We start from the raw sequence: 13,008 nt of genomic DNA on the forward strand, positions 1-13,008 counted from the left end.
TGATCAATTTCCTTGGAGTTCCACATGAATGTGCTGATGGTGCTCGCCGCGCCGCGGCGGGATTCGCTGACCGGCCAGGCGGCGGATGCCTTTGCCTCCGCCGCTTCTGCCAACGGACACAAGCTCGAATGGGCCGACCTGCAACGGGAAGGCTTCGATCCGGTGCTGCGCGAAGCCGACGAGCCGGACTGGAACGATCCCGACAAGGTCTATTCGGAGGAAGTCCGCCGCGAGATGGCGCGGGTCGAGCGCAACGACGCCACGGTCATGGTCTTTCCGGTCTGGTGGTGGTCGATGCCGGCGATCCTCAAAGGATGGATCGACCGGGTCTGGAACAACGGCTGGGCCTATGGCGCCCGGAAATTCCCGCAGCGCCGCGCCTGGATGATCGGCATCGCCGGCAGCGAGCTCGCCGCCTATCAGAAACGCGGCTACGACGCAGCGATGCAGACGCAGCTCGAGGTCGGGATTCTGGATTACTGTGGCATTCCCGAGCGCCGGCTCGAGCTGCTGTTCGGCGCAATCGAAGGCGCGCCTTACCCTGAGCAGATCCTCGCCGCGGCGAAAGATCTCGGGAAGCAATTCTGACCGCCCCGCCCTTGCTCTCCGCGCGCCTTTCGTCGCACAGTCACCGCATTCGCCTTGGGAGGGGCAATTGTCCGGCACCGCTTTGAAGCATCTGTTTTCGCCGCTGACCATCCGCGGCAAGACCATCAAGAACCGCATCCTTTCCACCGGCCATGACACCACCATGCCGACGGATTCCCTGCCGAACGACCGGCTGGTGGCCTATCACCAGGCGCGGGCCGAGGGCGGGGTCGGGCTCATTATCGTGCAGGTCGCGGGCGTGCATGATTCCGCCCGCTACACCACGCATGTGCTGATGGCGACCAGCGACGACTGCATCCCCGGCTACAGGAAGATCGCCGATGTCTGCCACGCCAACGGCACCACCGTGTTCGGCCAGTTGTTCCACCCTGGCCGCGAGGTGATGGAGAGCCAGGACGGTACCGCGCCGGTCGCCTACGCCCCCTCCGCCGTGCCCAACGAGCGCTTCCACGTGATGCCGCGGCCGCTCACCAGACGCATCATCCGCGAGATCATCGACGGCTATGGCAGTGCGGCGCGGCGGCTGCAGAAAGCCGGCCTCGACGGTGTCGAGATCGTGGCGAGCCACGGCTATCTGCCGGCGCAGTTTTTGAACCCGCGGGTGAACCTGCGCGAGGATGAATACGGCGGCAGTCCCGAGAACCGGCTCCGTTTCATCCGCGAGATCATCGCCGCGATCCGCGCGGCATGCGGCGAAGAGCTGATCGTCGGCATGCGGATCAGCGGCGACGAGAAGGATTATGCCGGCTTGCAGGACGGCGAGGCGCTGGAAGCGATGGTGGCGCTGGAAGGCACGCTCGACTTCTACAACATCGTGGTCGGCAATTCGGCGAGCTTCGGCGGGGCGATCCATATCGCCGCGCCGATGGCCTTCGAGCATGGCTATGTGGCGCCTTTCGCCGCGGCCGCCAAGGCGCGGGTGAAGACGCCAATCTTCGTCGCCGGCCGCATCAACCAGCCGCAGGACGCCGAGAAGATCCTGGCCTCGGGCCAGACCGACATGGTCGGCATGACCCGGGCGATGATCTGCGATCCCGAGATGCCGAAGAAGGCGCTGGAAGGCCGGCTCGACGACGTGCGCGCCTGCATCGCCTGCAACCAGGCCTGCATCGGGCATTTCCATTTGGGCTACCCGATCTCCTGCATCCAGCATCCGGAGACCGGGCGCGAGCTGGTCTACGGCAAGCGCAAGCCGATTGCGAAGAAGAAGCGGATCCTGATCGCCGGCGGCGGCCCGGGCGGCATGAAGGCGGCGGCGGTGGCGGCCGAGCGCGGCCACGATGTCACGCTCTATGAGGCAACCGAGCGGCTGGGCGGGCAAGCCTTGCTCGCACAGCTGCTGCCGACCCGTGCCGAGTTCGGCGGCATCGTCACCAACCTGACCCGAGAGATGCAGCTGGGCGGCGCGAAGGTCGTGACCAAGACCACGGTCACCCGCGCGCTGGTCGATGAACTGAAACCCGACGCGGTGATCGTCGCGACCGGCGCCAGGCCTCGTGCCGGCGAGATCGAGGGCGTCGAGACCGGCCATGTGGTCAACGCCTGGCAGGTGATCAAGAACGAGGTCAACGTCGGGACCTCGGTGGTGGTCGCCGACTGGCGTTGCGACTGGATCGGCATGGGAATCGCCGAGAAGCTGGCGCGCGCCGGCTGCCGGGTGCGCCTCGCCGTCGACGGCTACATGCCGGGCCAGCGCATCCATCAATATGTCCGCGACAACTGGTGGGGCGAGTTGCAGAAGCTCAATGTCGAGATCATTCCGCTGGTCCGCCTCTACGGCATCGACGGCGAGACGGTCTATCTGCAGCACGCCACCAACGGCGAGCCGATCGTGCTGGACGACGTGAACACTGTCGTCGCCTCGCTGGGGCACGAGCGCGTCGACGCGCTGGCCGACGAGCTAGATGGCTGGGCCGGCGAGGTCCACATGATCGGCGACTGCCTGACGCCCCGCACGGCCGAGGAAGCGGTGTTCGAGGGGCTGAAGGTCGCGACGGAGATCTAAGCCGCTATTTAGGCACCATCGCCAGATAGGGCTCGGCTTCCTTCCACACGCGGGCGTAGGACGGCCGCGCCTTCAGCCGCTCTAGATAAGCGGCAAGATTCTTCCGCGCGCCGATCGGGACCTGCATGTCGGCAAATCGCAGCGGCCCTGCGGCGGCACAATCGGCGAGGCTGAAGCCGCGGCCGTTCATCCATTCCCGACCGGCGAGATGCGGCTCGAGCATGTCATAGGCGGTGGCGATGAGGTTCCTGGACTGGTCGACGCCGTATGGGTCGTTGCTGCCCGGCGGGCGGAGGCGGTCGGTCACGATCTTCTGCATCGGCACATGGACATAGAGATCGAGGAAGCGGTCCCAATAGCGCGTCTCGTCGGCGAGGTCGCGGTCTTCCGGGATGAAGCGGGTGCGGCCGGGGCGGTGGCGGTCGAGATATTCGATGATCACCGTCGATTCCGGCACGGTCTTGCCGCGCTGCTCGTCGCGCAGCACCGGGAAGCGGCCGATCGGCCAGAGCCGGGTGAAGGCCGTCCAGGATGCCTCGTCCATGAAGTTGACGACCTCGCCCGCGAACGGCGTCTCGTTCTCATAGAACGCGGTCAGCACCTTGTGGCAGAAGGACGACAGCGGGTGGAAATAGAGCCGCAACGTCATCGGCAATTCTCCTTCATGCTTTCTTCTTGGGCGGCATGCTCGCGTGCAGCATGGACCGGCGCAAGAAAAAAGGCCCGGGTGGGACGCCCGGGCCTTGCGATCGCCAGAGAGCGAAGCGATCAGTTCAGCGGTTCCTGCGCGTATTTGCCGTCATGCCAGAGGAACCAGGCGTAGCGGATCTGCTTCAGGTCGCCCTTCTCGTCCCAGCCGAGGTCGCCGATCACGGTCGGGATGGTGCTGGCACGCAGCGCCTCCGCAACCTTCTCGGCATCGGTCGTGCCGGCCTTCGCGACGGCCGCCGCCCAGGCCTGGATCGCGGCATAGGAGCTCAAGGTGTAGCCTTCGGGCTCGTAGCCCTCGGCGCGGAACTTCGCGACCACGTCCTTGGCGGAATCGAGGTTGACCGCCGAGGAGGCATCGGAGAAACGCATGCCCTCGCCCGCCGGGCCGGAGATCGACCAGAACTCCTGCGAGTTGGTGGCGTCGGCCGAGATGAACTGCGCCTTCAGCCCCTGCTCGCGGGCCTGGCGCAGCATCAGCGCGGAATCCGGATGATAGCCGCCGATGTAGACGACGTCGATCTTGGCCGCCTTCATCTTGGAGATCATCGCCGAGAAGTCCTTCTCGCCGGCGGTGTAATTCTCCCGCATCGCCGGCTTCAGGCCGTTCGCCTCCATATTCTTGGCGGTCTCGTTCGCCAGGCCCTGGCCATAGGCCGAGCGGTCGTCGAGCACCGCCACGTTCTTGCCGGGATAGGTCTTGGCGAGCCAGGGACCGGCGAACAAGCCCTGCTTGTCGTCGCGCCCGCAGGTGCGGAACAGAGTCGTGATCCCCTTGGCATGGGAATCCTCGGTGAAAGCCGGATTGGTCGAGGCCGGCGTGATCTCGAGGATGCCCTCTTCGGCATAGACCGCGGAAGCGGGGATCGAGGAGCCTGAGCAGAAATGGCCGGCGACGAAAACGACTCCGTCACTCACCATGTCGTTGGCGACCTGCACCGCCTGCTTCGGATCGCACTGGTCGTCGCCGACCACGAGCTTCAGCTGCTTGCCCATCACGCCGCCGGCGGCGTTGATGTCCTTCACCGCCATCTCGGAACCGCGGCGCAACTGCTCTCCGAAGGCGGCCAGCTGCCCGGTCATCGGGCCGGCAACGGCGATGGGGATGTCCTCGGCCTGGGCCGTGCCGGCGCCGACCATGGCCGCGACCGCCGTCGCGACCAGAAACTGCCTGATCATGATGTCCTCCCATGGGTGTGCGCCCGCCACGTTCGAGCGCAGCGGTGGGTGAAAGCGATCCCTTGATGCCCGCCGGGGCGGCATGGGACCATGCCGGCGGCGGAATCAAGGGATCGAGTTTCAACGGTTAAAAGGCATTTAGACCGTTAGAATATGGAACCAGGAAGGCGGCGCTGTCAATATGGCGCCGCGAGGGATGAGCGCGACGTGACGAAGCGGGACGAGCGGCTGCTGTCGGCCTATTCAGGAATGGCGATCGAGACCGGCCATGTCTGGACCGCGCTCGACCTGGTGGGCGGATTGCCCTGTCTCGACTTCGCCAACACCGCCGGCGGCCATAGCAAGATCCGCGAGGTCGAGCGCATCCCGACCTATCAGGATGCGATCAACTGGGCATTGTTCGCGGAGATCCTCAGCGCCGGCGAGGCGCGCGGCGTCGCCCAGGCGGCCAAGGCGAAGCCCGGCGCGGCGGCGCGGCAGGTCGAGGCGATGCATGTCTTCCGCGAAGCGCTGCAGCGGACGGTGGCGGCGATCTCCAGCGGCCAGCCCGTCGTGGCCAAGGACTTCGCCAAGGTCCGCGCCGTGATCACCGAGGCGGTCGGGGTGGCCGAGATCGCGCAGAAGGACGAGGCCTTTCTCTGGACCGCCGATGCGGCGGCGCCGGGGCTCGGCACCGTGCTGACCCGGGTGGCGCTCTCCGCCCATGACATGTTCGCGCGCGAGAAGCCGTCACAGCTCCGGGTCTGCGAGCGCTGCACCTGGGTCTTCATCGACCGCACCAAGAACCAGCGGCGCCGCTTCTGCCGCCAGGACGCCTGCGGCAACAAGGCCCGTGCGGCGCGGTTCTACCACCTGCACAAGGCCTAGCGCGTCAGAGGTTGTGGCGCTTGCGCCAATCGACCGGATAGAGCGCGTAGCAGACCACCGCCTTCTCGCCGCGGTAGGAGATCGGCGTGTTCTCCGGGATCCAGATGACGTCGCCGGGTGCGGCGGTGATCTCGCCTTCCGGGGTGCCGAGGCGGAAGGTGCCTTCGATCACCACGATCATCTCGTCGTAGAGCACGGTCCAGTCGATCGAGGTCCCGTCGAAGGTGGCGATGCCGGCGCCCATGGTCTTCGAGAGATCGGGGCCGATCAGGCGCGCGATGCTGCCCTTGCCCGGCCCGTCGCCGCCGAAATTCTCGAACTGCATGGCGCTGCGCTTGAAATGAACCGTCTTTCCCATCGCTCTCCCCTTCTCTCTTTTACAAACCCGGCGCCTCGTCGATTCCGGCCGGCGGCGGCGATGCCCCCTCCTGGTTGGCAGGGCGCATGGTGGCAAGCTCGGCCCAGAGGATGCCGGCGATCACCATGGCGCCGCCGATCACCTGCTGCAGGTTGGGCAGAGTGCCGCCGAGGCTGAGGATCAGGATCGCGACGATCGGGGTCAAGTTGAGATAGAGGCTGGCGGTGACCACGCCGCTGCGCTGCACCCCGAAATTCCAGAGCAGAACGCCGAACGAGACCAGCGCGAGGACCAGCCAGAGCAGGACCGCGATGTCCGTGCCCGACGTCGGCGGCGGTGGCGGGAAAGGCACGCCGCCCAGCATGGCGACGATCAGATAGACGAGGGTGAGCGCCACGCCGCCGACCGTCATGGTGACGCAGGAGATGCGCACCTGCGACCAGCCACCGAGCCAGCGCTGGGCCGCCGTCGAGTACCACGACCAGCAGGTGAAGGCCGCCAGCATCAGCAACTCGCCGCCGCGCAGATCGAAGGGACTGCCGGCACCGCTGAAATCCACCGTCGCCACCACGCAGCCGATGATGGCGAGTCCTAGGCCCGGCAGCATGCGGCGATCGAGACGGCGACCGAAAATCACCCGGTCGGTGATGGTTGCGACCGCCGGGCTGGCGGCACTCAGGATCGCCGCGGTGACGACATTGGAATGCGCAACGCCGAGCGTATAGAGCCCGGCATAGCCGCCGATCCCGACCGTCCCCAGCAGGGTGATCTTCCAGAGGCCGACGGGCTGCGCCGCAGCGGAGCCGCTGCGGCCCATCAACAGCAGGATCGGCAGCAGCGCCGGACCGCCGCCGAGATAGCGGACGGCCGCCAGAAACAGCGGATCCCAGGTCAGGAGAAGATGCGAGATGGTGGGCACCATCGTGCCCCAGAGCACCGCGAGCAGCAGCAGGCCCGCCGTACCGGCCCAACGGCCCATGATTTCAAGTCCAAGGTGATGACGCGCAGAGCCGCAATCTGGCAGAGCGCCGGGCCGCCGTCAAAATGGTTCGAGGCTTACCGCGCGACGCTCAGCTTCGGCCGCGATTGGCTCTCGGTCTCGCCGGTATCCAGCTTGCGCAGCAGGTACTGCATGAAGTCGTGGATCTCGCGTTCGAGCCAGCTCAACCGCCCGCCTTTGGCCAGCGGGGCGCGGGAGCCCTGGTAGATGCCTTCGGTGACCATCCGGTCCTCGTCGTTCACGCGGTCAAAGAAGGCGTTGGTCTCGGCGATGAACGCGTCCTTGTCCTCGAGGCTTTCGTAGACCTCGGGCGCCAGCGCATAGCCGAAGCGCAGATGCACCTCGCCGAGGGATTTCGGCCGCAGCGAGAGATACCAGAGATGATCCGGCGCCAGCACATACATATGCGTCGGGAACACCGTCGGCATGACCGAGGTGTAGCGCCAGCGGTCGGTGAGGCGCGTGTTCTTCGCATGCGCCAGCCCGTATTTCGCGGTCTGGTCCTTGATGAAGGTCTGGTAGGTGAAGGCGTCGTGGCGCTCGTCCGGAAAGCCGGTCTCCTCGGCCGGAAACCAGGCGCCCACGGTCTTCTTATGCGCGACCGGGAGGTGATAGCCCTCCATGAAATTCTCGGTCAGCAGCTTCCAGTTGGTGTTCCAGACGAAATCCTCGGTCTGGCAATGCACGTAGTCGGCCATCCGGTAGCGCCCGACCACCGGCAGCAGCGGCGCCAGCAGCTCGGCGACGCTGGGCGCCTGGTCGTTGAGCGTGATGTAGATCCAGCCTTCCCAGATCTCGGTGCGAATCTCCGGCAGATGATGGTCGCGCGGGTTGAAGCCCGGCGACTTCTTCATATGCGGCGCGGCGAGCAGGTGCCCGGCATTGTCATAGGTCCAGGCGTGATACGGGCAGACGATGCGGGTGCAATGGCCCTTGCCATCGACCAGGCGCATCATGCGGTGCAGGCAGACATTGGAGAAGCTGCGGATCTCACCGTCATCGCCGCGTATGCTGAAGACCGGCTGGTCGTTGATCGCGAAGGAGATGTAGTCGCCGGGATGGGGAATGTCGGCGGCGCGGCCGGGCGAGAGCCATTCCTTGGCGAAGATCTCCTTCTGCTCGCGGTCGTAGAGCGCGGCGCTGGAATAGAGCTCCGGCGGCATGGCGGTCGCCTGCTCCAGCGGCAGTGCGGCGCAGGCCCTGAGCTTGGCCAGTACGGATTCCAGATCGGTGGATACTTCAGGCATAGCTTCCCCCGTCAAACGATGCAGCGAGGGTACGGGCGCGATGCGCGGCTGACAAGCGCCGCCGGGTTGAATCAGCGCGCGACCGGCGCCGCGACCGCCCACCAGCCGGGATTGGCGGCCAGAACGGCACGGCGTGCCGCCTCCGCCTGCGCCGCATCGGCATAAATGCCGAAACAGGTGGCACCGCTGCCGGAGAGGCGCGCCAGCAGGCAGTCTTGAGTGCCGGCGATCGCGGCCAGCACGTCGCGGATCGGCGGTGTCACGGTGATCGCGGCCTCGGTGAGATCGTTGCCGCGCTCCTTGAGCGCTGCGGCCAGACCCTCCGCGTCGGCGGGCGGGGCGGCCCAGCGCCCCGCGGGCGAGAAGCCGCCCTGCCGCGCCTTGAACACCGCGGGCGTCGGCGTAGCGACGCCGGGATTGACCAGCAGCAGATGCGCCGCCGGAAGATTTCCGACCGGCGCGATCTCCTCGCCGATTCCACCCATGAAGCTCGGCCGCCCCGCGAGGCAGACCGGCACATCGGCGCCGAGGCTGAGCGAGAGACGCTCCAGCGCCGCGCGATCGGGCTTCACCTGCCAGAGCGCCATCAAGGCCTCAAGTGTGGCGGCGGCATCCGCCGAGCCGCCGCCGATGCCCGAGGCGACCGGCAAGTTCTTGGTGAGGGTGATTGCGGCGCCCGAAGTGACGCCGGCGAGATCGCGCAGGCCCCGCGCCGCCCGCAGTACCAGGTTGTCGGCATCGGCGGCGAGCTTGCCGGCGAAGGGTCCGACGATCTGCAGCGAGAGCTCGGCGCCCGGCGCGACGACGATCTCATCGCCGGTCTCGGCGAAGACGACCAGGCTGTCGAGCAGGTGATAGCCATCGGCGCGACGGCCGAGCACGTGCAGGTAGAGATTGATCTTGGCGCGGGCGAGCATGGGCGACGAAAGGGTGTGGGTCAGCCGTCCTGCTGCGTGGATTTGCCGGGCTCGGCGTCCGGCATGCCGTCTTTGATCTTGGTCTCGATCTGGCCGATCGTGTCCGGCTCCGGCTTGAAGTTGAGGGCGCGGCTCCATTGGAATCGCGCCTCGGCCTTGCGCCCGACGCGCCAGTAGGCGTCGCCGAGATGGTCGTTCAGCACCGGGTCGTCGGGCTGCAGCTCGACCGCGCGCTCGAGATAGCCGACTGCCTTCTTGTAGTCGCCGAGCTGGTAATAGGCCCAGCCCAGGCTGTCCACGATGAAGCCTTCCTCGGGCCGCGCCTCGACCGCCTTCTCCAGCATCGGCAGCGCCTTGTCGAGATGCTCGCGCTTCTCGACCCAGGTATAGGCAAGGTAGTTCAGCACATAGGGCTGGTCGGGCGAGAGCTCGAGGGCCTTCAGGAAATCCGGCTCGGCCTTGTCCCACTGCTTGTTGCGCTCGTAGGCGGTGCCGCGAAAATAGAACACCGCCCAGTCGTTCTGCTGCGGCTGCCCGATGCGATCGATCGCGGTCGAATAGGCGGCGGCGGCATCGCCGAACCGCTTCTCCTTGCGATAGAGATCGCCCAGTGCGACGGCGGCCTCCGCGCGTGTCGGCTCGGCGGTGACCAGTCCCTGGAGCTGCTTCTCGGTCTCGTCGGTGCGCTCCAGATCGCGCAGGCAGTCGGCGATCGCCAGTTGCGCGCTCCAGTGATAGGGCGAATCCGCCGGGATCGCGCGATAGGCCTCGATCGCGGATTCGAGGTGCTTGCCGTCCTGCAGCAGCCCGCCGATCAGGAGCTTGGCGATGTCGAGCTTCGGGTTGAGGTAGAGTGCCAGCCGCGTGAACAGGATCGACTGGCCGTTGAGCTTGTCGGAGCGAAGCAGACCGCCGATGTCGAACAGCACTTCCGCAACACCCTTGGCCGGCGTGTCGACCAGCGGCTGCTTCGGCGACGGCTGCTTCAGCTTCTGTTCCAGCACGTCCGACATCGCACCGGTGATCTCGTCCGACATGCCGCGGAACTTGGTGAGGACCTTCTGCGCCTCCTGGTCCTTGCCCTGGCGGTGCAGCAGGTCGAGGTAGACCTCGACCACATGCGAGGTCACATGGTCGTCGGCGATCAAGGCGGCGAAGCGCTTCTCGGCATCAGCCGGCTTGCCGGCGATCACCTCCATCATGGCGATATGGGATTCGACCAGCGGCTTCAGGCCATCGACCGAAGCGACCGGCTTCATCGCCTCCTTCGCCTTGTCGAGCCCCTCTTCTTCCAGCGTAAGCCAAGCCAGGATCAAGGGCTGGGCGATGCGGCCGACCGCATCCTCGCCCATGCCGTCGAGCAGCTTGCGCGCTTCCGCCGGCTTGTCGCGCTGGATCGCATCCACTGCCAGCATGATCGAGGCCAGCGGCGCCTGCGGGTCGACCGCGTTGGTCTGCTTCGCCAGCGCGATCGCCGGATCGAAGCGGCCGTCGCTGATCAAGGCGATCAATGCCTGCTGCGCCAGCGCGCCGTTGTTCGGGTCCGATTGCAGCGCCAGCGGCAGCAGGTCGGCCGCCGTCTTCATGTCCCCGGAATCGACCGCATGCTGACCGGCAAGATAGAGGCCGGCAGCCGACCAGTTCTTCTGATCGATCGGTCCGCCGCTGTCGGCGACGGCCGGATGCCCGGCCTGACAGGCGGCCAAGGCGGCCGGCAGCAGTGCAAATATCAGCGGACGCAATGGGCGGAAAAAACGAAGCGCGGGCAATATCTGGCATCCTTTCATGGAGAAGGAAATCCGGCCCCTGATACGGTTGACCAGGACACGGCTGATCACAGCCTTCCCTGCGGCGGTTCTACCAGGAACCGGACCCCATTCATAGAAGGCTGTTAACGATTGGGTCCAGCCGCTGGAATGAGCCCTAGAGGAAGCCGGGGATGCGGCGAATGTTCCCGTGAATCAAAGGGTCATCCGGGCGTCAGATGGCCTCGCGCGAGCCCCATTGCCGGGCAAGTGCCAGGCAGGTCTGCCACGGTTCGACCGTGCCGGTGGTCGAGATTCCCCGCAGCGAGGCGCCGGCCGTGGCATGGGCCAGCGCCAGGCATTCCGCCGGCTCCCAGTCTTCGTGAAAGCCGTAAAGAAAGCCGGCGGCGAAGGCATCGCCGGCGCCATTCGCGCCGACGATCTCTTCCTTCGGCACGCGCAGCGAGGGCTGTCGCACCAACTCGCCGTCGCGGGCGAGCGCCAAGCCGCCCTTCGGGAAATGCACCGCCACCATCTTCAGCGCGCTCTCATTCAGGACGCGCCGCATGGCGCGGATGCAGGCTTCGACATCGGTGCCCTGTGGCGTCACGGTCTGCTCGCCGGCGACCGCGCCGATCTCGTGGTCGTTGACCACCATCAGGTCGAGATACGGCAGGCAGGGCCGGATCAGCGCGGCGATGCGCGGGGGCTCGATGCTGACCAGCTCGATATTGGTCATCAGCCCGGCGGCGCGGGCCTTCTTCAAGACGGCGACCCAGCCGTTGGCCTCGCCCTGCCAGGGTGCGTCCATGGTGCGGTGCACGCCGGGGAGACCGAGATGCGCAATTCGGGCCCGCGTGGCCGTGAAGTCGAAATGATCGGGCGAAAGGTGCGCGCCGACGCCGTTGAAGGTCATATGCGTGCGGCGGCCGGTGCGCTTGGAGCCGAAGCACTCGGTGTAATGGGTCGGCGCCGCCTTGCTCACGTGCATCTGCCGGCGGTCGATGCCGTACCGATCCGCCTCGGCCTGGAGGAAGCGGCCGTCATCGTCGTCGCCGACGATGGCGATAGTTTCGACCGGCATCTCGGGATCGAGCTTCTTCATGTCGATCGCGAGATTACTGCCGGAACCGCCGTTGCGGCGCTCCTCGGACAGGATCTCGCAGATCGAATCCTCTTCGGGCCAGAACTCGATCAGCTTGTTGCGATCGACGCACCAGGAGCCGCCGGTGATGAAGCCCCTGCGGCCCGCCCCGTTGTCGGCACTCCGGTTCTCAGCTGGACTCACGCAGCCGCCTCTTTCAGGACCGCTTCGGTCACCTTGCTGTCGTCTTCCAGCGACCGGTCCGGCTTTATGCCTTTCTTCTGCAACGCGCCGTGATAGGCCTTCACGGCTTCCAGCGGCTTGACCTGGCCCGATGCCACCCGGCGCAGCATCGCCACCATCTCGAGCGGCGATTCCGCGAGGTTGATCTTCCGGCCGAACAGCGCCACCCGCGCGCCGTAGCGCTCGGCCTGGGAGATCAGCTCGAAGGCGTCGCGGTTGGTCCCCGCCCCGCCGCCGAGCACGCCCACCACCAGGGAGGGGTCGAAGGAGGCCAGCTCCTCCAGCGCTTTCGGGCCGTTATAGGCGATCTTCAGGAATTCCGGCCGCTCCGCCTTGGTGACGCCGGCGAGGCAGCGCAGGATCGCGTCATTGACGTAGTGCGGCACCAGCTCGGGATCGATCCCGCTATCGACGTTCGGGTTGAAGACTTCCAGGAAGTAGCGGAAGCCGATCGCCGAAGCATCGGCGCGGAACTGGTTGAAGGCCTCCAGCGAGCGGACGTCGGCCTCGATGTCGTTGTTGAAGGTGATGGAGTAGAGGCCGAGATCCGGCCCCTTCGCCGCGCGCTTGGCCGTGGGCGCCTTGGCTGTGCCGTACATCACCCGCGCCAGGTTGGCGCTACGGAACGGGATCGAGGCGGTGTGGTGGTAAGCAGCGCCGCGCATCCGCCAGACGCAGGTCGTGTCGTTGGCACGGATCGCCGAGGTGACCGCACTCTTCTGGAACAGCTTCTCGCCGTGCAGCACCTCGGCGTTGGAGGCCGACATGAGCATGATGTCGAGGATGTCCTGCTTCACGATGGCGCGGATCTGGTCCAGGAACTCCGCCCGGGTGCGGAACCGGGTCCAGCTGCCGTCCTTGCCGCGGTTGGGACCGCTGGAGGTCAGGCTCGGCCCCATGTCGCCGTCTTTCGCATCTGCGATGATGAAGTCAGCAGGCTTGTACTTGCCGGCGCGGATGCGGGCCAGCTTCTGGTCCAGGCGTTTCATGAGGTTTTCCCGTATTGTGTGTTTTTTGAAGACTTAGCAAATTCGCGCGGCCTGTGA

General features: G+C 66.4%; 12 protein-coding genes. 3 read left to right on the forward strand and 9 right to left on the reverse strand.

Annotation, left to right across the window (positions count from 1 at the left end):
* The first annotated feature begins 24 nt into the window (after positions 1–24).
* Entirely contained in the window at positions 25–588 is a 564-nt protein-coding gene (locus ACYQ4T_RS08040; RefSeq protein ID WP_459852339.1) for an NAD(P)H oxidoreductase, read from the forward strand.
* Positions 589–655: 67 nt separating this feature from the next.
* On the forward strand, positions 656–2,614 hold the full coding sequence (locus ACYQ4T_RS08045; RefSeq protein WP_459852341.1) for an oxidoreductase: 1,959 nt from the start codon (positions 656–658) through the stop codon (positions 2,612–2,614).
* Positions 2,615–2,618: 4 nt separating this feature from the next.
* On the opposite strand, the gene ACYQ4T_RS08050 is transcribed toward ACYQ4T_RS08045, so the two are convergent.
* Together ACYQ4T_RS08050 and ACYQ4T_RS08055 are read right to left on the reverse strand one after the other, a co-directional pair.
* Positions 2,619–3,263, reverse strand: coding sequence for a glutathione S-transferase family protein (locus ACYQ4T_RS08050; RefSeq protein ID WP_459852343.1), 645 nt, complete (start codon positions 3,261–3,263; stop codon positions 2,619–2,621).
* Between the two features lie 119 nt (positions 3,264–3,382).
* Positions 3,383–4,501, reverse strand: a complete 1,119-nt coding sequence (locus ACYQ4T_RS08055) for an ABC transporter substrate-binding protein (RefSeq protein ID WP_459852345.1) — start codon at positions 4,499–4,501, stop codon at positions 3,383–3,385.
* 207 nt (positions 4,502–4,708) lie between these two features.
* Here ACYQ4T_RS08055 and ACYQ4T_RS08060 point away from each other — a divergent pair, with 207 nt between their 5' ends.
* Positions 4,709–5,368, forward strand: coding sequence for a CGNR zinc finger domain-containing protein (locus tag ACYQ4T_RS08060; RefSeq protein ID WP_459852347.1), 660 nt, complete (start codon positions 4,709–4,711; stop codon positions 5,366–5,368).
* Between the two features lie 4 nt (positions 5,369–5,372).
* Here ACYQ4T_RS08060 and ACYQ4T_RS08065 read toward each other — a convergent pair whose 3' ends face one another.
* The 7 genes from ACYQ4T_RS08065 to ACYQ4T_RS08095 all read right to left on the reverse strand — a co-directional run bounded on the left by ACYQ4T_RS08065 (position 5,373) and on the right by ACYQ4T_RS08095 (position 12,951).
* Positions 5,373–5,726 carry a hypothetical protein gene (locus tag ACYQ4T_RS08065; protein ID WP_459852349.1) on the reverse strand — a complete coding sequence of 118 codons (354 nt, stop codon included), beginning with the start codon at positions 5,724–5,726 and terminating at the stop codon, positions 5,373–5,375.
* Between the two features lie 19 nt (positions 5,727–5,745).
* Positions 5,746–6,705, reverse strand: coding sequence for a DMT family transporter (locus ACYQ4T_RS08070; RefSeq protein WP_459852351.1), 960 nt, complete (start codon positions 6,703–6,705; stop codon positions 5,746–5,748).
* Positions 6,706–6,782: 77 nt separating this feature from the next.
* Positions 6,783–7,973: an aromatic ring-hydroxylating oxygenase subunit alpha gene (locus ACYQ4T_RS08075; protein ID WP_459852353.1), complete on the reverse strand. Its 1,191-nt coding sequence runs from the start codon at positions 7,971–7,973 to the stop codon at positions 6,783–6,785.
* A 71-nt stretch (positions 7,974–8,044) separates the two neighbouring features.
* Positions 8,045–8,890 (reverse strand): 4-(cytidine 5'-diphospho)-2-C-methyl-D-erythritol kinase, encoded by an 846-nt coding sequence (locus tag ACYQ4T_RS08080; protein ID WP_459852355.1) that lies wholly within the window; start codon positions 8,888–8,890, stop codon positions 8,045–8,047.
* A 20-nt stretch (positions 8,891–8,910) separates the two neighbouring features.
* On the reverse strand, positions 8,911–10,596 hold the full coding sequence (locus ACYQ4T_RS08085; RefSeq protein ID WP_459852357.1) for a tetratricopeptide repeat protein: 1,686 nt from the start codon (positions 10,594–10,596) through the stop codon (positions 8,911–8,913).
* A gap of 274 nt (positions 10,597–10,870) precedes the next feature.
* Positions 10,871–11,923 carry a carbohydrate kinase family protein gene (locus ACYQ4T_RS08090; RefSeq protein ID WP_459852359.1) on the reverse strand — a complete coding sequence of 351 codons (1,053 nt, stop codon included), beginning with the start codon at positions 11,921–11,923 and terminating at the stop codon, positions 10,871–10,873.
* Positions 11,920–12,951, reverse strand: a complete 1,032-nt coding sequence (locus ACYQ4T_RS08095) for a hypothetical protein (protein WP_459852361.1) — start codon at positions 12,949–12,951, stop codon at positions 11,920–11,922. The genes ACYQ4T_RS08090 and ACYQ4T_RS08095 overlap by 4 nt, the downstream gene beginning before the upstream one ends.
* Between the last annotated feature and the right edge of the window lie 57 nt (positions 12,952–13,008).

Source organism: Dongia sp. agr-C8, from assembly GCF_054658695.1.